At 67.5% G+C, this 17,707-nt stretch carries 17 protein-coding genes; 8 read left to right on the forward strand and 9 right to left on the reverse strand.

The window, feature by feature from the left end; all coding sequences use genetic code 11:
• Positions 1-35: 35 nt before the first annotated feature.
• The 6 genes from HCX50_RS04645 (at position 36) to HCX50_RS04670 (ending at position 7,271) form a co-directional block, all read left to right on the forward strand.
• A complete protein-coding gene (locus HCX50_RS04645) occupies positions 36-1,760 on the forward strand; it encodes an ABC transporter substrate-binding protein (protein ID WP_167633174.1) in 1,725 nt (574 codons plus the stop codon).
• Between the two features lie 69 nt (positions 1,761-1,829).
• On the forward strand, positions 1,830-2,828 hold the full coding sequence (locus HCX50_RS04650; protein WP_091033576.1) for an ABC transporter permease: 999 nt from the start codon (positions 1,830-1,832) through the stop codon (positions 2,826-2,828).
• On the forward strand, positions 2,828-3,850 hold the full coding sequence (locus HCX50_RS04655; protein ID WP_167633175.1) for an ABC transporter ATP-binding protein: 1,023 nt from the start codon (positions 2,828-2,830) through the stop codon (positions 3,848-3,850). Before HCX50_RS04650 ends, HCX50_RS04655 begins: the two co-directional genes overlap by 1 nt.
• Positions 3,847-4,878, forward strand: a complete 1,032-nt coding sequence (locus HCX50_RS04660) for an ABC transporter ATP-binding protein (protein ID WP_091033581.1) — start codon at positions 3,847-3,849, stop codon at positions 4,876-4,878. Before HCX50_RS04655 ends, HCX50_RS04660 begins: the two co-directional genes overlap by 4 nt.
• On the forward strand, positions 4,865-6,073 hold the full coding sequence (locus tag HCX50_RS04665) for an amidohydrolase (RefSeq protein WP_167633176.1): 1,209 nt from the start codon (positions 4,865-4,867) through the stop codon (positions 6,071-6,073). Before HCX50_RS04660 ends, HCX50_RS04665 begins: the two co-directional genes overlap by 14 nt.
• Complete coding sequence (locus HCX50_RS04670; RefSeq protein WP_167633177.1) at positions 6,057-7,271, forward strand: MFS transporter; 1,215 nt, start codon at positions 6,057-6,059, stop codon at positions 7,269-7,271. The genes HCX50_RS04665 and HCX50_RS04670 overlap by 17 nt, the downstream gene beginning before the upstream one ends.
• A gap of 73 nt (positions 7,272-7,344) precedes the next feature.
• Here the strand turns inward: HCX50_RS04670 and rpsO are convergent, their stop codons facing one another.
• Positions 7,345-7,614, reverse strand: coding sequence for a 30S ribosomal protein S15 (gene rpsO, locus HCX50_RS04675; RefSeq protein ID WP_017830938.1), 270 nt, complete (start codon positions 7,612-7,614; stop codon positions 7,345-7,347).
• Positions 7,615-7,800: 186 nt separating this feature from the next.
• Between rpsO and HCX50_RS04680 the strand changes: the two genes are divergently transcribed.
• On the forward strand, positions 7,801-9,093 hold the full coding sequence (locus tag HCX50_RS04680; protein ID WP_091033588.1) for an MFS transporter: 1,293 nt from the start codon (positions 7,801-7,803) through the stop codon (positions 9,091-9,093).
• Positions 9,094-9,126: 33 nt separating this feature from the next.
• On the opposite strand, the gene HCX50_RS04685 is transcribed toward HCX50_RS04680, so the two are convergent.
• The 4 genes from HCX50_RS04685 to HCX50_RS04700 form a co-directional block, all read right to left on the reverse strand.
• Positions 9,127-9,681, reverse strand: a complete 555-nt coding sequence (locus HCX50_RS04685; protein WP_167633178.1) for a YceI family protein — start codon at positions 9,679-9,681, stop codon at positions 9,127-9,129.
• 181 nt (positions 9,682-9,862) lie between these two features.
• Positions 9,863-10,231: an FKBP-type peptidyl-prolyl cis-trans isomerase gene (locus HCX50_RS04690; RefSeq protein ID WP_029263650.1), complete on the reverse strand. Its 369-nt coding sequence runs from the start codon at positions 10,229-10,231 to the stop codon at positions 9,863-9,865.
• Between the two features lie 207 nt (positions 10,232-10,438).
• The gene (locus HCX50_RS04695) at positions 10,439-11,119 is read right to left on the reverse strand and encodes an alpha/beta fold hydrolase (protein ID WP_091033595.1); all 681 of its coding nucleotides are present in this window, start codon (positions 11,117-11,119) and stop codon (positions 10,439-10,441) included.
• Positions 11,120-11,158: 39 nt separating this feature from the next.
• The gene (locus HCX50_RS04700; RefSeq protein ID WP_237682346.1) at positions 11,159-12,388 is read right to left on the reverse strand and encodes a PrsW family intramembrane metalloprotease; all 1,230 of its coding nucleotides are present in this window, start codon (positions 12,386-12,388) and stop codon (positions 11,159-11,161) included.
• An 89-nt stretch (positions 12,389-12,477) separates the two neighbouring features.
• Here HCX50_RS04700 and HCX50_RS04705 point away from each other — a divergent pair, with 89 nt between their 5' ends.
• A complete protein-coding gene (locus tag HCX50_RS04705; RefSeq protein WP_091033598.1) occupies positions 12,478-13,347 on the forward strand; it encodes a fumarylacetoacetate hydrolase family protein in 870 nt (289 codons plus the stop codon).
• A 67-nt stretch (positions 13,348-13,414) separates the two neighbouring features.
• Here HCX50_RS04705 and HCX50_RS04710 read toward each other — a convergent pair whose 3' ends face one another.
• The 4 genes from HCX50_RS04710 to HCX50_RS04725 form a co-directional block, all read right to left on the reverse strand.
• Entirely contained in the window at positions 13,415-14,875 is a 1,461-nt protein-coding gene (locus HCX50_RS04710; protein WP_091033603.1) for an aspartate ammonia-lyase, read from the reverse strand.
• Positions 14,876-14,936: 61 nt separating this feature from the next.
• On the reverse strand, positions 14,937-15,857 hold the full coding sequence (locus HCX50_RS04715; protein WP_167633179.1) for a phosphodiesterase: 921 nt from the start codon (positions 15,855-15,857) through the stop codon (positions 14,937-14,939).
• 59 nt (positions 15,858-15,916) lie between these two features.
• The gene (locus HCX50_RS04720; protein ID WP_167633180.1) at positions 15,917-16,252 is read right to left on the reverse strand and encodes a peptidase; all 336 of its coding nucleotides are present in this window, start codon (positions 16,250-16,252) and stop codon (positions 15,917-15,919) included.
• On the reverse strand, positions 16,249-17,628 hold the full coding sequence (locus tag HCX50_RS04725; RefSeq protein ID WP_167633181.1) for an inorganic phosphate transporter: 1,380 nt from the start codon (positions 17,626-17,628) through the stop codon (positions 16,249-16,251). Before HCX50_RS04725 ends, HCX50_RS04720 begins: the two co-directional genes overlap by 4 nt.
• Between the last annotated feature and the right edge of the window lie 79 nt (positions 17,629-17,707).

A 17,707-nucleotide genomic window follows, 5' to 3' on the forward strand; every position in this document is an offset into this window, starting at 1 on the left:
CCGAACACCCGACCCCCACCGAAAGAGAACGCGTCATGAGACACCGCAGTCCCCTGCTCGCCGCTGCGACCGTGGCCATCGCCCTGGTCGTCACCGGTTGCACCAGCGTCACCGCACAGAACGGGCAATCCGCCCCCACCGGCTCGAAGGACCCGTATGCCGCGCACATCGTGCAGCCGGGCTTCGACGAGGCCGGCGGCAACGTCAACGTCCTGATGTCGAGCGACTTCATGACCCTCGACCCCGGCAACAGCAACTATGTGCAGACCGCGAACGTCGGCCAGCTCTACTACCGCACGTTGACGATGGCGAAGGAGACGGCCGGAGAGCCGCCCACGATCGTCGGCGACCTCGCAACCGACACCGGCACCGCCTCGGAAGACGGCCTCACCTGGACCTACACCCTCAAAGACGGCCTGAAGTACGAGGACGGCACGCCCATCACCGCCGCCGATGTGAAGTACGGCATCGCCCGCACGTTCGCGCGCGACGTCTTCACGCAGGCGCCTCAGGAGTTGAACTCCGCTCTCGACGCCGACGACTACAAAGGCCCGTACTCGGGCGGCGGCGATCTGACGGCCGTCGAGACCCCCGACGACACGACGGTGATCTTCCATCTGAAGCAGCCGAACCCCGACTTCGCCGCCCTCGTGTCGCGCTCGAACACGGCGCCGGTGCCGCAGGCGAAGGACACGAAGCTCGACTACACGAACCACCCCATCTCCTCGGGCCCGTACATGATCGAGAGCTACGACCGCGGCCGGGAGCTGAAGCTCGTGCGCAACCCCTCCTGGGATCCCGCGACCGACGAGAACCGCACCGCGCTCCCGGACACCTTCACCTTCTCGCTCTCGACCGCGCAGGCGACCATCAGCCAACAGCTGATCTCGGATGCCGACCCGACCGCGATCACACTCGACTCGAACGGCGCCCTCCAGGCATCGGACACGTCACGCCTGACCGAGTCGTCCGTCGCCCACCGCACCGCCTCCGGACTGCTCGGCTGCACCGATGTGCTGAACTTCAACACCGAGACCATCACCGACCCCGACGTGCGTCACGCGCTCGCCCTGGCGATGGACCGTGCGGCTATCCAGGTGCAGTACGGCGGTGCGCGCTTCGGCAAGCTCACCAACTCGTACCTGAACGACTCGCAGGTCGGCTACGTCGCCGAGACCACCGACCTCGACATCGACGGCGCCCCGCAGCTCGAGGCCGCCAAGAAGCTGCTCGAGGGCAAGGATGTCCCCGCCTCGCTCACGTACGGCTACTCGAACGCGATCGACCGGTACAAGAACCTCGGCACCGTGCTCCAGCAGAACTTCACCGAGCTCGGCATCGACCTGCAGCTCGTGCCGATCCCTGCCGCGAACTACTACACGGTGCTCGCCAGCGACGAGATGCCCGACCTCGCCCGCGCCGGCTGGTGTGGCGGTGCAGCTTCCGGCTCCACCCGGACAACGGTCGACCCCAACATCGGCCCGAGCCTGGACGGAACGACGTACGGCTTCAGCAACATCTCGCGCTTCTACGACGAGAAGCTCTCCGGTGACATGTACGAGCTGCGCAACACCAACGGCACCTCCGAAGAGCTGAACACGCGCTGGGCCGAGCTCTACAACGAGGCCATGGAGTCGTACCCGCTCGTGCCGCTCATCCGCACCTTCACCAACAGCGTCGTGGGCTCGAAGATCCACAACGCCCAGGTGGGGTACTTCTTCGGAAGCATCGATCTGTCCACCATCGGCGTCGAGCAGTAACGGCCGACACCACACCTTCGGAAAGGACGGGGCCGACCGCTCGTTCGGTCGGCCCCGTACGGGACAGCAATGTTCGGATTCATCGTCCGCCGCGTGACCGCGCTGGTCATCCTCCTGCTCGTCGTGAGCTTCGTGACGTTCGCCCTGTTCCAGATCGGCCCCGCAGACCCTGCGGCAGCCGCCTGCGGCCAGGAGTGCACCCCTGAACGCATCGACCAGGCACGCGTCGCCCTCGGCATGGACAAGCCGTTCCTGGTGCAGTACTTCACCTACATCAGTGGATTCTTCGGCGAACGGCTCATCGGAGCCCCCGGCGCCGAGCAGGTCTGCGCCTGGCCCTGCCTGGGCAAGTCGTTCCAGACCAACGAGAACGTCACCGACGTCATCGTCAGGGCGCTCCCCTATACGCTCTCCATCGCCGTCGGCGCTGTCGTGCTGTGGACCGTGGTCGGCGTCGGCCTCGGACTGCTCGCAGCCCTCCGCAAGGGCAGGGCGACGGACAAGATCATCGTCGGAGCCGCATCCGTCGGCGTCTCGCTCCCCGTCCCCGTCACCGGGCTGCTGCTCCTGCTCGTGTTCGTGAGCGCACTGCACTGGCTGCCGTTCACGAGCAATCAGATCTCCTCCCCGTTCGGCCCCGCCGGACCCGGGGCATGGTTCACGAACTACCTGCTCCCCTGGGTGGCGCTGGCCATCCTGTTCAGCGCGCAGTACATCCGCATCACGCGGAACAACATGATCGAGACCTTCGGCGAGGACTACATGCGCACCGCGCGGGCGAAGGGTTTGAGCCCCGGACGGATCACGAGACACGGAGTCCGTGCCGGCATCACTCCGATCATCACGATGCTGGGCCTGGACATCGGTGCCCTGCTCGGCGGTGCCGTGCTGACCGAGCAGATCTTCTCGGTGCCCGGCCTCGGGTTCACCGCGGTGCGGGCAGCCACCTCGGGAGACCTGCCGGTCACCATGGCGATCACGATGCTCGCCGCCTTCTTCATCATCACCGCGAACGTCATCGTCGACCTCGTGTACGCGAGCGTCGACCCGAGAGTGAGAGTCAACTGATGACCACGCCGATCCTCGACATCCGCGACCTGCGGGTGACCTTCCCCACCGACGACGGTCTGGTCAATGCCGTCAACGGCATGGACCTGACCGTGCAGCGCGGAGAGACCGTCGGCATCGTCGGCGAATCCGGCTCCGGAAAGACGGTGACCAGTCAGACCCTGATGGGGCTCCTCAAGGGGACCAGCGCCAAGGTCACCGGACAGGTGCTCTTCGACGGCACCGATCTGGTGCCGCTCAGCGAGAGCGAGATGCGCCCCTACCGCGGACGGAAGATCGGGATGATCTTCCAGGATCCGCTCTCGGCGATGCACCCCTTCTACACGGTGGGTCGGCAGATCGCCGAGGCGTATCGCGTGCACAACAGGGTGAGCGCGAAAGCCGCGAAGGCCCAGGCGATCGAGATGCTGAACCGCGTCGGTATCCCCGACCCGGTCGCGCGGTACGACTCCTATCCGCACGAGTTCTCGGGCGGTATGCGGCAGCGGGCGATGATCGCGATGGCGCTCATCTGCGAACCGGAGCTGCTCATCGCCGACGAGCCGACCACGGCGCTCGATGTCACCGTGCAGGCGCAGATCCTCGATCTGATCGGATCGCTCCAGGCGGAGACCGGCTCCGCCGTGATCTTTGTCACGCACGATCTGGGCGTCGTCGCCGAGGTCTGCAAGCGTGTCGTCGTCATGTACGGCGGCCAGTGCGTGGAAGAGGCCGACGTGCACGACCTGTTCTTCCGCACCGCGCACCCCTATGCCCAGGGCCTGCTCGCATCGATGCCCTCGATGGTCGACGAAGCAGGGCGGCTCACGCCCATACCCGGCTTCCCGCCGTCGCTGCTCGATCTCCCGCAGGGCTGCCTCTTCGCCGATCGCTGCCCCGTGGCAGCCCTGGTCCCCGACGACAGATGCCGCACCGAGCGCCCCGCCCTCACCCTCGTCGGCTCGGACCACCGCGCACGCTGTCACCTCGCGGAAGCCGACATCCAGACATCCGCGCTCGACCTGCAGGAGGTGGCCCGATGAGCGAACCGCTGCTGAGTGTCGAGAACCTCGCCAAGCATTTCAGCGTCAGCAAGGGATTCCTGCGCGGTTCCTCGCAGGTGAAGGCCGTGGACGGCGTCTCCTTCACACTCGAACGCGGATCGACGCTGGGGCTGGTCGGTGAATCCGGCTGCGGCAAGTCCACCACCGGACGACTGCTGATGCGTCTGCTCACGCCGACGTCGGGGCGGATCCTGCTGGACGGTGCCGACGTGTCGCAACTCCGCGGAGCCGACCTGCAGCAGTTCCGGCGCCGCGTGCAGATGGTCTTCCAGAACCCTTCGTCGTCGCTGAACCCGCGGCAGAGCGTGGGCGCCGCGATCGCGGCTCCCCTCCAGGCCCAGGGCATCTCCCCCCAGGAGGGCATGAAGAATCGGGTCGCGGCTCTCATGGACAGGGTGGGGCTGCGGCCGGAGCACTACAACCGGTTCCCCCACGAGTTCTCGGGCGGACAGAAGCAGCGCGTCGGCATCGCCAGGGCACTGGCGTTGGAGCCCGACGTCCTGGTCTGCGATGAGCCGGTCTCCGCTCTCGACGTCTCGGTGCAGGCGCAGGTCATCAACCTGCTGCAGGACATCCAGGCCGACACCGGCATCTCCTACGTTTTCATCGCACACGATCTGTCCGTCGTGAAGCACTTCGCCGACGAGGTCGCCGTGATGTACCTCGGACGCATCATGGAGCACGGCACCAGGGACGCGGTCTTCGGAGCTCCGCAGCACCCGTACACGCAGTCGCTGTTGTCCTCCGTTCCCAGTCCCGATCCCACCGCCGACCGCAGCCGACGTATCCGTCTCGTCGGAGATCTCCCCCACCCGTCGAATCCGCCCAGTGGCTGCGTGTTCCGCACGCGATGCCCGGTGCTGCCCCTCCTCGACGAGGACCGGCGCCGGCAGTGCGTGGAGCAGGTTCCCATCGGCGCCGCCGCGTGCCATCATCTCGCTGAAGCCGCCGACCTCGCGTCACGGCTCGGCTCCCCCGAAGAAAGGAAAGTCCATGCTGATTCGTGACGTGCGCCCCTGGGGCGGATCCGCCTCCGATGTCCTGATCGAGGACGGGCGCATCACCCGGATCCTCCCCCACGAGGCGGCGCCGGGGTCCGGTGACGACGTCGACGGACGCGGGCGGCTTCTGCTGCCCTCCTTCAGCGATGTACACGTGCACCTGGATTCGACACGGATCGGACTGCCGTTCCGTGAGCACACCGGCGCTCCCGGCGTCTGGGGCATGATGATGAACGACCGCGAGAACTGGCGCAACGCCGAGGTCGACCTCCCCACGCGGGTGGCCGGCACCCTCGAGCGCATGATCGCGCGGGGCACGACTCGCGTGCGCTCCTACGCGCAGGTCGACGTCGACTGCAAGCTCGAGAAGTTCGACGCGGTGATCGCGGCGAAGGAGAAGTTCGCCGCGCACGCCGACGTCCAGGTCATGACCTTCCCCCAGGCGGGCATCCTCCGCGAAGAGGGCACGGTCGAGTATCTGGAGGAGTCTCTCAAGCAGGGCGCAGACGTGATCGGCGGAATCGACCCGTCGCAGCTCGACCGCGACCCCGCGAAGCACCTGGACATCGTGTTCGGTCTCGCCGAGAAGTACCAGGTCGAGGTCGACATCCACCTGCACGAGCCCGGCGCGCTCGGTGTGTTCAGCACCGAGCTCGTGATGGAGCGCACACGCGCGCTCGGCATGCAGGGCAAAGTCACGATGTCGCACGCGTACGAACTCGGTTCGGTGAACGAGGCCACCAGCCGTCGTCTGATCGAGGAGTTCGCCGAGCTGGACATCTCGATGGCGACGGTCGCCCCCTCGACCAGCAATCACCTGTCCCTGGTGCAGCTCGTCGAAGCGGGCGTGCGGATCGGACTCGGTCAGGACGGCCAGCGCGACTACTGGAGCCCGTACGGCAACACCGACATGCTCGACCGCACCTGGCAGCTGGCCTTCACGAACGGCTTCCGCCGCGACGACCACATCGAGATGGCGCTCGCGGTGGCGACGATGGGCGGGGCCAGCATCATGTCCCTCGCCTCGCCGCGCCTGAACGGGATCGACGATCGACCCGGCCTGGCCGAGGGAGACCGAGCCGACCTGCTCCTCGTCGACGGCGAGACGCCCACCAGCGCGGTGATGGACCGGGGAACCGACCGACTCGTGATCCACGACGGCCGCGTGGTCGCCGATGGCCTTCGTGTCCTCCCACTCTGAGCGACGAGGCAGCCAGTTCCGCGATCGGGCGGTCGGGCTCGGCGCAGCCCTGCTGATCGGACTCAACCTCCGCCCGGCGATCACTTCGGTCGCCGCCCTGCTCGAGCCGACCAGGGCGGCGTTCGACCTCGCTCCCGTGCAGTTGAACCTGCTGGCGACGCTGCCGGTGATCGCCTTCGGTGTCAGCGCCCCGATCGGGCCGCTGCTGGCCCGTCGCATCGGTGTGACCAGGGCACTGATCTGGGCCATGGTCGCGCTCGCGGGGTCGCTCGCGCTGCGGGTCGTCGTCCCGGGCGGCATGCTCCCGGGAACGTTCCTCGCCGGGGTGTCGATCATGGCCGCGGGGACGCTGCTTCCCCAGTACCTGAAGTCGCTGCGGGCCGGCGGGCTCTGGATCGGGCTGAGCAGCATGTCTTTCAGCGCGGGTGCCGCGCTCGGAGCCGGCCTCACGGTGCCGCTGAGCAGAGCGACCGGCGGACCCGCCGTGGCCCTCGGCCTTTGGGCCGTCCCCGCGCTGATCGCTGCCGGTGCCATGGTCGCTGTCGCCATGCGGACCGACGCTCCCTCACCCTCCTCATCGCGGATGACGCTGCCACGGTCGGCCCGATCGACGGTCGCCCTGATCACGGCGATGTTCGGACTCCAGGCGATGCTGTTCTTCGCGGTGGCCTCGTGGCTCCCCCGCATCCTCGGAGATCGCGGCGTGGACGCGCAGACCGCCGGCTGGCTGCTCGCGCTGACCAGCGTCGCGGGCCTCGTGCCGACGCTCATCGCGCCGATCCTCGCTCGACGCCGCCGCGTTCTGCGCCTGTTCGGTCCGGGCCTGGGCATCGTGATGCTGGCGGCGTTCATCTGGCTCGCCTCCGGCGACGAGTCGTACATCGCGATCACCGTCGTGCTCGGTGCCGTGCAGAGCGCGACGTTCGGACTCTCCCTCGCGCTCATCGTGATGCTCGCCGCCAACGAGGCCTCGGCGGGCTTGCTGTCCGCTGTCGCGCAGGGCGTCGGCTACGCCTTCGCCGGAGCAGGGAGCCTGCTCGTCGGGGTCCTGCACGACCTCACCGCCGGCTGGACGGCGAGCCTCGTGTTCATGATCGTGTGTGCCGCGGCGCTCGCCGTCGTCGTGGGGTTCGTGATCCGCTGCCGCCCGGTCGATCTGCAGGTGCCGGCCGAGGTGCCCGCACTCCCCCGAACATGACGAAGGCCGCCCCACACCGTGGGGCGGCCTTCTCAAGAATGTTCTGCGCGATTGTACGCAGGTTCGCAGTGCCTTAGCGGCGGAGTCCGAGACGCTCGATCAGCGAGCGGTAGCGCGCGATGTCGATGTCCTGGAGGTAGCCGAGCAGACGACGGCGCTGACCCACGAGCAGGAACAGCCCACGACGCGAGTGGTGGTCGTGCTTGTGCTCCTTGAGGTGCTCGGTGAGGTCCTTGATGCGCTGCGTCAGCATTGCGACCTGCACCTCGGGGGATCCGGTGTCACCGGGGTGCGTCGCGTACTCTTCGATGATCGCCTTCTTGACGTCTGCTTCCAGTGCCATAGATTCGATCCCCTCTCTGCTTGTTGCGCGGCGCCCGACGCCTGATACGTGGGCTCTCTTTATCCGCGGCCGATCAAACGGCAACCTGAAGAGTCTACCAGCCGAGGACTCCCCCGCGTGACAACGCCGAGAGGGGCGCTCGACCGGGGTCAACTAGGCTCGAACGGTGCAGAAGAAGATCGACGAGTGAGCGGCCGACGCGGTCTCCTGATCGACCTCACTCCACTGAAGACCAGTCCCGCCTTCGCACGGATGTGGATCGGATCGACGCTCTCCGGCATCGGCGGTCAGCTGACGATCGTCACCGTGATGCTGCACGTGTTCGTGCTCACCGAGAGCACATTCGCCGTGTCCATGATCGCGGTCGCGGGACTCATCCCGATGATCCTCGCCGGCCTGTACGGCGGGATGCTCGCGGACGCCTTCGACCGGCGTCGCGTGGCTCTGATCGCGGCCACAATCACGTTCGCATCCACTGCCATGCTCGCCGCCCTCACCTGGACGGGCACCGAGACCATCTGGTGGCTCTATGCACTGAGCATCGTCAACTCCGCCGCGAACTCCGTGGGCATGGCCACCCGTACCGCCATCGTGCCGCGTCTGATCCCCCGTGAGCAGCTCGCCGCGGCATCCGCGCTCAACGGCGTCGCCTTCGGGCTCACGGTCATGGCGGGCCCCGCGCTGGCCGGTCTGCTCGTGGCCCTCACCGGCTACGGCTGGACCTACACGATCGATGTCGTGCTGATGCTGTCGATGTTCCTCGGGTTGTGGACGCTTCCGACCCTGCGACCGGAGGGCGAGATCGTGCGCCCCGGCCTGGAATCGCTCGTCGACGGCTGGCGCTTCCTGCGCAAGGCGGGCAACATCCGGATGCAGTACATCATCGACATCATCGCGATGACGTTCGGGCAGCCCCTCGTCCTCTTTCCGGCCCTCGGAACCATCCTCTTGGGCGGCGGCGCCGTGACGACCGGAATCCTCACGGCGGCCGTCGCCGTCGGAACCTTCACGTCGAGCCTGTTCTCGGGGCGCGTCGTGCAGTACCGCTGGCACGGGCGCGGCATCGCGCGCGCGGTCGAGGCGTACGGCGCATCGATCCTGTTGTTCGGCGTCGTGCTGCTCGTCGGCGCCTTCTCATCGCCGGCCAGCGAGACGGCCCCGCACATCGGACTGATCGTCGCCGCCTGCGTCGCGCTGGCGTTGTCGGGCGCCTCGGACAACGTCAGCTCGATCTATCGCAACACGATGATGCAGGCGGCGGTTCCGGATGCGATGCGCGGACGACTGCAGGGCCTCTTCGTGGTGGTCGTCGCCGGCGGCCCGCGCGTCGGAGCCCTGTACGCCGGCACACTCGCCACGCTGACCACCCTGTGGTTCCCGCCCCTGCTCGGCGGTGTCCTGGTGATCGCCCTCGTCGCGATGCTCTCGCGCCGCAACCGCCGATTCCACGACTACGACGCAGAGAACCCCGAGCCCTGACGGACCCGGGGTTCGAGGAACTGCGTGACGGCGTCAGTCCTGCTGCAGCGCGCCCTGCAGGTCGAGGTTGATCGTGATGTCCTTGCCCACGAGCACGCCACCGGTCTCGAGTGCAGCGTTCCAGGTGAGGCCGAAGTCCTCGCGGTTGATCACGGCCTTGGCGGAAGCGCCCGCCTTGTAGTTGCCGTACGGGTCGGTGCCGAAGCCGCCGAAGTCGAGCTCGAAGCTCACCGGCTTGGTGATGCCGCGGATGGTGAGGTCTCCGTCGACGAACAGCTCGTCGCCCTTGACACGCGCGCCGGTGGAGACGAACTCCATCGTCGGGAAGTTCTCGGTGTCGAAGAAGTCGGCGGAGCGCAGGTGGGCGTCGCGACCCTCATCGTTCGTGTCGACCGAGGTGACGTCGACAGAGGCTTCGACCTTGGCCTCGAGCGGGTTCTCGGGCGCGACCAGAGTCGCGTTCTTGACGCCGAAGGTGCCGCGCACCTTGGAGATCATCATGTGGCGGACGCTGAACGTCACCTCGCTGTGCGAGGGGTCGAGCACCCAGGTGCCGGGACGGTAGCCGGGAATGTCGATGCTGGTCATGGTTTCTCCTCCGGAGACATCGGCCGCTGATGCGGCTTCGGACAGGGGCCGCGTTCACCGCGACCTCTGTGACAACTTACATTCATTCGCATATATTCCCCTGAATGCGGAAGTTCTTCCGATATACAGCAGAGACGCCCCTCCTCTGAGGAGGAAGGGCGTCTCTGCGTGCAGTCCGGACTCAGCCGACAGCGACGAGATCGATGATGAAGATCAGCGTCTTTCCGGAGAGGAAGTGGCCGCCGCCGACCGGGCCGTAGGCCAGGTGCGGCGGGATGATCAGTTCACGGCGTCCGCCGACCTTCATCCCGGGGATGCCGTCCTGCCAGCCCTGGATCAGGCCGCGCAGCGGGAACTGGATGGTCTCGCCGCGACCCCAGGACGAGTCGAACTCCTCGCCGGAGTCGAACTCGACGCCGGCGTAGTGCACGGTCACGGTGTCGCCGGGCTTCGCCTCGGCGCCGTCACCCTCGATGATGTCGCGGATGACGAGCTCCGCGGGAGCAGGGGCGCTGGGGGCATCGAACTCAGGCTTTGTGCGATCAGTCATGCCTCCATCAAACCCGAGCCCGCGGAAGGGGTCAACGCGATCGCACCTGCTCACAGCGAACACTTCGACAGGCGCACCGGCAACAGCCTCTTGACACCCTCCACGGTCGGGTGCACCCTGATTACAGACCAACTCAGCGCCCGGGAGACTCGCAGGCATCGCCGCAGCACCGGGCGCTGAGTCTTGCCACGACAGGGGCTCCGGGGATCAATCCAGGTAGCCGACGAGCAGCTCCGCGAGTTCGACCGGCCTGCTCAGCATCGCGCAGTGCCCGCCGGGGATCTCGTCCGCGACGACCCCGAGCCGCTCTCGGGCGAGGTGGCGGAGAAACCTCGGCGGGAAGAACCGATCGTCCGCGAACACGATGAATCGTGTCGGCACATCCGGCCACTCCTCCAGAGGCCACGGCGCCTCCATGGCCGCCTGGGACGGATGTGCGCGCTCCTGCCGCAGTGCTTCGTCGGCCAGCTCTCGCGGCACATCGTTGTAAAAGCTCACGTACGGGTCCTCATTGCCCGTCAGCCCCCCATCGATCGCCGCCTGCGCTTCGGCGGCGGCGACATAGCCCGACTCGGCCCACCACCGCTCCGGCGGCTCACCGGCCGCCGGGATCATCCCGGCGGCCAGCACCAGGAGGTCGGCCGCCAGTCGCTCGGCGACCAGGGGCGCCGTGAAGGCCCCGAACGAGTGGCCGAGCACGACGACATCGCGTCGCGGCCCCACTTCTGCCACCACGGCGTCCGCGTAGTCCTCGAGAGTGAGGGAGTCGTCGTCGGCGGGGAGATCGGGCGCGAAGACCTCGTGCCCGCGCGCCACGAGTTCCGCGGCGACCAGATGCCAGGACCACCCGACATCTCCCCCGCCGTGGATCAGGATGAACGTGCTCATCGCGACCGCCTCCTCAGGACGAGTATCCCGATGTCGAGCTCAATACGCCAGCAATGCGGCCCTCGCGGCACGGGTGCGGATCAGCAGCGCGCGTTCGTCTTCGATGGCCAGCGGATCGCGTCCCGTGATCGCGCGCTGACGGACAGCGGCCAACGCGGTCGCATCCTTGATGAACTCGCGCATGATCGGACGCCGGTCGCCGCGAAGAGTTCGCGCCCAGGTGAGACCGGCCTTGCGTCCACTCGATGTCGCGAGCATCGTGACCTCTTCGGGGGTGAACCATCCGGCGTTCGCATACTCGGCGAGGCGCGCGCGAGTGAGACGCGCCTCCTCGCGGCGGAGGGCGACGATGCCGAGGATGAAGCCCACGAAGAGCGGCACCTGCAGGGTGAAGTACAGCCCGAAGAAGTCGGCGAAGGTCGCGGACCCGTTCCAGAGTGCGTGCAGGAGAACCGCTCCGAGCATGCCCAGCAGGCCGGCACCGATCGCGGAACTCGCGGATCCGTGTCGCCGCGCGACCAGGCCGATCGCGAAGCCGGTGACCGCCGTGAACATGGCGTGCGCGAAGGGAGAGAGGATCGCGCGCACGGCGAAGGTGACGGTGAGCTGCTCGCCGCCGCCCTCGATCAGGCTGAGCGCGAAGTACTGGATGTTCTCAGTGAAGGCGAACCCCGCACCCACCAGCGCTCCGTACACGACACCGTCCACGGGACCGTCGAAAGCACGACGGGCGAGCAGGAAGATGAGGAAGATCCCGAGTCCCTTCCAGAACTCCTCGACGATCGGCGCCTGCACCACCGCGGTGAAGGCGTCGGAGGTGGGGCCGATCAGGATCTTCAGGCCCACGTCGACGAGCAGAGTGAGCCCTGCGGCCGCCAGCGCGCCCCAGGCAATCGCGAAGAACACGAGGCGCTTCGGCTCCGGCTCCCAGCGGTCGATCATCCGGACCCCGAGGAAGACGACGGTCAGCGGGATGAGCGCGAGCACCAGGCCGACGACGGAGGCGAACACACCGAGCGCCCACCCGAAGTAGCCGACCAGAGCGAGCAGCAGGAAGCCCAGGAAACCGAAGAGCCAGAGGGAGATCGTGCGCCCCTTGCGCGTCGGCACCGGCAGCGCAGGCAGCGATTCGGCCGGCGACGGCGCGACCGGCGCGGGAGGTGTGTACGGTGTCGGCTGAGCCAGACGCGAGGCATAGGCCGGCTGCCGCGGGGGCGGCGGCATGTACGGCGAGGGCTGCTGCGGCGGCGGGGGTCCTCCGAAACTCATAGCCAAAGCTTATGGGGAACAAGAGAGGTGCCTCGGGTATGGCGGACTCCTCCACCCGCTCGTCGCCCGCCAGCCGGTAGCGTAGAACCATGCGGTTCGCTCACCTGCGCCGTCCTGACTCCCCGCGCACGGTTCTGGCCGTGGTGCAGGACTCGGACGCCATCCTCGTCTCTGATCTCCTGAACGACGCCCCTGCCACGCTGCAGCAGCTGATCGAGGGAGGGGACCCCCTGCTCGAGCGCCTGCGTGCCGCGCTGGCCGAGGGCGACGCCGTCCGCCATCCGCTCGGCGACTGGGCGTTCTCCTCCGCCGTGATCGCTCCCCCGGCCGTGCTGGCAGTGGGCCTCAACTATGCGGCGCATTCCAGCGAGCTGGGCTTGAAGACCGATGCCGCACCGACCGTGTTCACGCTGTGGCCGAACTCGCTCACCGGGCACGAACAGACCACTTCCTGGCCGCGGTCTCTCAGCGAGGCCGTCGACTACGAGGCCGAGCTCGGGGTCCTCATCGGAAACCCCGCCAAGGATGTCAGCGAGGCGGATGCGCTGTCGCATGTCTGGGGCTACACCGTGGTGAACGACATCACCGCCAGGAACATCCAGTTCTCCGAGGCGCAATGGTCGCGCTGCAAGTCGTTCGACGGGTTCACCCCGACCGGACCGTTCGCGGTGACGGCGGATGAGATCTCCGACCCGCAGGATCTGCACATCTGGGCGGTCGTGGACGGCCACACGGTGCAGGACGCCAGCACGGACCAGATGGTGCGCTCCGTCGCGAAACTGATCGCTCACCTCTCCCAGTCCCTCACGCTGCTGCCCGGCACTCTCATCTCGACGGGAAGCCCCGGTGGCGCCGGGTACTCGCGGGATCCGCAGATCTTCCTGCGCGACCACTCCACCGTGACCGTCGGCATCGACGGCATCGGCGAGCTCACGACGCACTGCCGCATCAGCGACTGAGAAGCCGGACGCACGAAGAGGGGGATGGATGCCGCGGCATCCATCCCCCTCTCACGTTCGCAGGGGGTCAGACCTCGACGCGGTCCTCCGGCGAGATCACCGGGATCGCCGCGGTGATCGTCTCGAGCCCGGAGAGACGCGCCGGCGAGAGCTGCTTGACGACCTCGTCGCGCGACATCAGACCGGCTTCGACGACCAGGTCCGCGACGCTCCGGTTCGTCAGGAGAGCGGTCTTCGCGAGCGCCGCAGCGGCCGCGTAGCCGATGAACGGAGTCAGTGCGGTGATGACGCCGACCGATGCACCGACCATCGCGCCGAGACGATCGCGGTTGGCGGTGATGCCGTCGACGCAGTTGACGCGCAGGGTCCACATCGCCTGGCGCATCCACGTGATCGACTGGAAGATCGAGTGCGCGATGACCGGCTCGAACGCGTTCAGCTGGAGCTGGCCCGCCTCGGCGGCCATCGTCACCGTCATATCGGCGCCCGCGACGGCGAACGCGACCTGGTTCACGACCTCGGGGATGACCGGGTTCACCTTGCCGGGCATGATGCTGGATCCCGCCTGCATCGCCGGGAGGTTGATCTCGCCGAAGCCCGCCTGCGGGCCGGACGAGAGCAGACGGAGGTCGTTGCAGATCTTCGACAGCTTCATCGCATTGCGCTTGAGCGTCGAGGAGAACGACATGAACGAGCCGGTGTCGCTGGTGGCCTCGACGAGGTCGCCGGCCGTGCGCAGGTCGAGCTGCGTGATCTCCCGCAGGTGCTTGAGCACCGCAGGTGCGTAACCGGGGTGCGTGGTGATGCCGGTGCCGATCGCGGTGGCTCCCATGTTGATCTCGAACATGAGCGACGCGTTCTCGGTGAGCCGCGTGTGGTCGTAGCCGAGGGTCGTGGCGAAGCCGTTGAACTCCTGCCCGAGGGTCATCGGCACGGCGTCCTGCAACTGGGTGCGCCCGACCTTCAGCACGTCGTGGAACTCGCGGGACTTGCCGAGGAACGACAGCCGCAGCAGGTCGAGTTCCTCGAGCAGCGAGCGCAGCGTCAGCGACAGACCGATCTTCACTGCGGTCGGATACACGTCATTGGTGGACTGGCTGCGGTTGGTGTGGTCGATCGGCGACAGGAAGGCGTAATCGCCCTTCTCGCGGCCGGCCAGCTCGAGCGCGATGTTGGTGATGACCTCGTTCGCGTTCATGTTCGTCGAGGTACCGGCACCGCCCTGGATGACGCCCACCGTGAACTGCTCGTGGAACTCGCCGTCGATCACGCGCTGCGCGGCACGGTCGATCAGGTCGGCGCGCTCGTGATCCAGCACGCCGATCTCGCGGTTCGCCCGCGCACTCGCCTGCTTGACCATCGCCAGGCCGACCACGAGGTCCGGATAGACCGAGATGGGTCGTTTCGTGATCGGGAAGTTCGCGTCGGCGCGGGCGGTGTGGATCCCCCAGTACGCGTCGACGGGAATCTCCATGCTCCCGAGCGAATCGGTCTCGGTGCGGGTCGGGGTAGGCGCGGCAGAAGCCATGTCACATCCTCGTGGGTCGTGGCGGGTGAGAAAGGTGGGGGATGCCCTCAGTCTACGCCGCTCACCGGGCGGGCTTGCGGGAGAACGCCTCGAGTCGCTCCTCCGGCGTGAGCGCCGCCATCCGCTCGAGCCACTCCGCGGAGAAGTAGTCCCCGGTCGTGGCCTGGGTCACCGGCACCACCGTGTGCGTGATCGTCTGCGGATACACGTGCACGAGCTGGAAAGCCTGGGCTGCGTCCATGCCGTTCACCTCGGCCGACGGACGCGCCACGTTCATCGTGTAGCACGTGGCTGACGCGACGCTCACCGGGACGCCGGCGAACGTGCCCTGCGACGAGTAGTGCAGATGCCCGGCGAGGATGCCGCGGACGTCGGTCCCGCGGATGACCTCTGCGAGCTCGTCCTGATGCCGCAGCTCCAGGATGTCGAAGAGCGGCAGATGACTCGGGAGCGGTGGATGATGCATCGCGAGCAGGGTGCCGTGAGGGGCAGGGTCCGCGAGCGCATCGGCGAGCCAGGACAGCTGCCCCTGATCGACGTCGCCGTGATGCCAGCCGGGGACGCTGGTGTCGAGAGCGATGAGGCGAAGCCCGTCGAGGTCCCAGATGCCCGTCACCGGGTCTTCGGTCGGCTCCGCGTCGAGCAGTCCTGCCCGCAGGGCCGGGCGTTCGTCGTGGTTGCCCGCGACCCAGATGATCGGAGCGTCCAGCTCGTCCGCCACCGGCTCGACGGCGTTCCTCAGTCGACGATAAGCATCGGGCTCGCCCAGATCGGCGAGGTCGCCGGTGACGACGATCGCCGACGGATGCGGGTGCACGGCCTTGATCGCATCGAGCGTTCGGGCGAAGTTCGCCTCGACGTCGTACCGACCGCCGAGCCGGGCTCCCTCGGCGAGGAAATGCGGATCACTGACGTGGATCAGCACATGGCTCGCGGGCTCATGGCGGCCGAAGGCATACACGTTTCCGGTTCCTGCGGACATGCCAACAGCCTAGGCCTCGACCCCGCGCCGGCGTTCGACCTGCAGACGCCGCGCTCGGGTCAGTGCCCGATGACGAGGAGCAGGATGCCGGCGACCACAGCGGCGGCGCACAACGCGAAGCACCCGTACGCGCCGAAGAGCGCCAGGGTCTTCTGCCCCTCGGTGAGCGGGCTCTTGCGCGCCGCCTTCGCCGCCTGCTTCTCCGCGCGCTTGAGCTCCTTCTCCGTGATCACCGTGATCGCATCCGTGAACTCGGCGGGGCTCACCACCGGGGCGCGACCGCTGCGCACCAGCAGACGGAGACCGAGGGCGTAGAAGGTGACGATGGCTGTCGCGCCGATGAGCGCGGCGAGGAACACCTGGAGGAACGCGATCCAGTCGATGACGACGTTCATTCCGAGTCCCCATTCCGATTCGCGTCCGAGTTCTTCGACGACGAGGCAGACTTGGCGCCCTTGACGTTCGCCTTTGCCTGAGCCTTCTTCTTCGCCTTGGCCTGCGCATCCTTCTTCGCCTGAGCCTTCACCTGCTCACGGGCTTCGGCACGGGCCTTCGCCTCGGCCTTGGCCTGCTGGATGCGCTGCTGACGACGCGTCGGCGGCGGCATGTCCGGAAGCTCGATGGCCATGCCCGACTCGGCGACGTCGCTCATCGCATTCGCGGACGTGACCGCGTCGCGGCGCGAGCGCATGAACAGTCCGAGGATGATCAGCACCGCGATGACCGCGTCGATCACCACTCCCCAGTTTCCGAGCCACACGACGAGAAGGGCGGCGAGAGCGCCGACGGCTCCCGCTGCGGGGAGGGTGAGCAGCCAGCCGACGCCGATCCGACCCGCCGTCCGCCAGCGGACCGTGGAGCCCCTGCGACCGAGGCCGGAGCCGATCACAGAGCCCGATGCCACCTGCGTGGTCGAGAGAGCGAAGCCGAGGGCGCTGGAGGCCAGGATGGTCGCCGCCGTCGAGCTCTCCGCCGCGAAGCCCTGTGCGGGCTTCACATCGGTGAGTCCCTTGCCGAGGGTCCGGATGATGCGCCAGCCGCCGAGGTACGTGCCGAGTGCGATCGTGAAGGCGCAGGCGACGATCACCCAGAGCTGCGGTTCGTGGTGCACGCCGGACTGCCAGCCGATCGTGATCAGCGCGAGGGTGATGACGCCCATCGTCTTCTGCGCGTCGTTGGTGCCGTGCGCGAGGGCGACCAGGGAGGACGTGAAGATCTGACCCCAGCGGAAACCGTCGCGACCGTCGGGCTTGCTGTCGTAGCGTCGTGTGATCGAGTAGGCGATCTTCGTCGCTGCGAAGGCGATGAGGCCTGCGGTGACGGGGGCGATGAGCGCCGGCAGCACGATCTTCGAGAGCACCATCCCGAAGTCGATCGCGCCCAACCCGGCCCCCACGAGCGTGGCGCCGATGAGGCCACCGAACAGTGCGTGCGACGAGCTCGACGGAAGGCCGAGGAGCCAGGTCAGCATGTTCCACGTGATGGCGCCGATCAGGCCCGCGAAGATCAGGGACAGGAACAGATCCGCCCCCGCGGAGATGATCGCGTCTTCACGGATGATGCCACCGGAGATCGTCTTGGACACCTCGGTGGACAGGAATGCCCCCACCAGGTTCAGGACGGCGGCGAGGAGGACGGCGGTCTTGGGCTTGAGCGCACCCGTGGCGATCGGCGTCGCCATGGCATTCGCCGTGTCGTGAAAGCCGTTGGTGAAGTCGAAGAAGAGTGCCAGCGCGATGACAAGCACGACGATGAGGGCTGCGGTTTCCACCGTTCGCTTTCGGTCGTTTGAGGAAGAAGGAGATGTCGACGTGATCGACGTGACGAACGAAGAGTTCACCGTGGGTTTG

The sequence above is a fragment of the Microbacterium sp. B19(2022) genome, assembly GCF_012030385.1.
Lineage (GTDB): Bacteria > Actinomycetota > Actinomycetes > Actinomycetales > Microbacteriaceae > Microbacterium > Microbacterium oxydans_B.